The sequence below is a fragment of the Aliterella sp. E5.1 genome, from assembly GCF_057473825.1.
Map to the genome: position 1 here is coordinate 1 of NZ_JBYCCV010000428.1, position 1,341 is coordinate 1,341.

Here is a 1,341-nt window from a genome sequence, read left to right on the forward strand (position 1 = left end):
CCCTTTCTCTGCTATGGGTTTCCACAATCTTCTGGCGCAAATCATTTGAGTAAGCTTTCATCCATTTAGCCATTAATAGTTGTAGCAATGCTTCTCACTTTATCTCATTCAATCGAGAACCGCTGTAGTTGGAAGAAAACCCAAAAGTGTAATCCAAAAAAAGATCCACAGTTAGTGCAAAAAAAAACTAGAAATTCTTGCCCAACTGAGCCGGTAGTGCGTCAAATAAACGTGGGATTGGTAGAGTAGAGGGGATCTCTCATCTGCAACTCGTCCATGCAATGCCCTTTGTGCGATCATCCTAAAGCCCATAAACACAGCTTGATGCAAGAGCGGACATCAACGCTATCTCTATCCTGTTTGCCAACATTGGTCTTGAGTGGGCAGTAATATACCTTCTTTGGTTGGTCTATTTGAGCCATCAGCTTTTGCGTGGCATACCAGCTATCCATCAACACGGTTGTGAATGGCAATTGCTTGCTGTACACCACACCATCGAGCATCGCTGCCACGCGATCCAACTTGCTTTGTCCATCCCCATCAGGGTCGTACCCGTCGATAGTCTATCACCCAGAACTGTCCAGTTTCGCCATTGACGTACACACAGCTAATTAACCCAATACCTCGTCGAATGACTCGATGTTCATTGCCGCTGTACTGCCGTCGAGTTAACTCAATCGCTCCTGAATACCGCTTGTCCAAGACCGTATCGTCGAACAGAATACAAGCATTCTGAGACGGTTGCAGCAGTGGTTTCACGTTATCCCATAGTAGGCGAGGAGTTAACTTCTCACCGCGCAAATAGCGGTTGATGCGGTCGTGACTGATGCCCTCAAAGTGGTCAGCCAAGTTTGTGAGGGTGTAGTTAATTGGGCTGCTTAGCAAGTATTGGCAGTAGTCAAGTTTGGTAAAGCTCATTCCTTTAGTTTAATCTTTGTCTCCTCTCCTACCTCTGCGTAAGTCCTGGCACTATCAGTTATTACTCTAGAAAAAAGTCTTTACTAAAACTTGACAAGAAGTTCCTCAGTAGAGGTGTAGAACTTTATACATTATCTCTTACCTTATGTAAATACACGGAGAAAAAAATGTTTTGTACTGAAGCAAAAAACAAGCCGCTCTAAAATAGTTATTTAAATTAAGTTGTTTTTTGCGCGAAATCAATTCATTAATCAAAACAAAGGACAAACAAAAATGATTATACGTATTACAGCTACAGCTATCGGTTTAAGTTTAATTTCTACTTCCGCTTTTGCAGGAAGTGTTGTTACAAACAGTACCACAACTCGTAATGTTTATGGGCATGGTAAAACTGAGTTTTCAAGTGTTCGTAACAGTACCGGA

At 42.4% G+C, this 1,341-nt stretch carries 1 pseudogene; it reads right to left on the bottom strand.

Features of this window, described 5'->3' with window-relative positions:
- Positions 1 to 305 precede the first annotated feature (305 nt).
- Positions 306 to 918: pseudogene (locus tag AC2VE5_RS27915) on the bottom strand (IS701 family transposase); the annotation flags it as partial.
- Between the last annotated feature and the right edge of the window lie 423 nt (positions 919 to 1,341).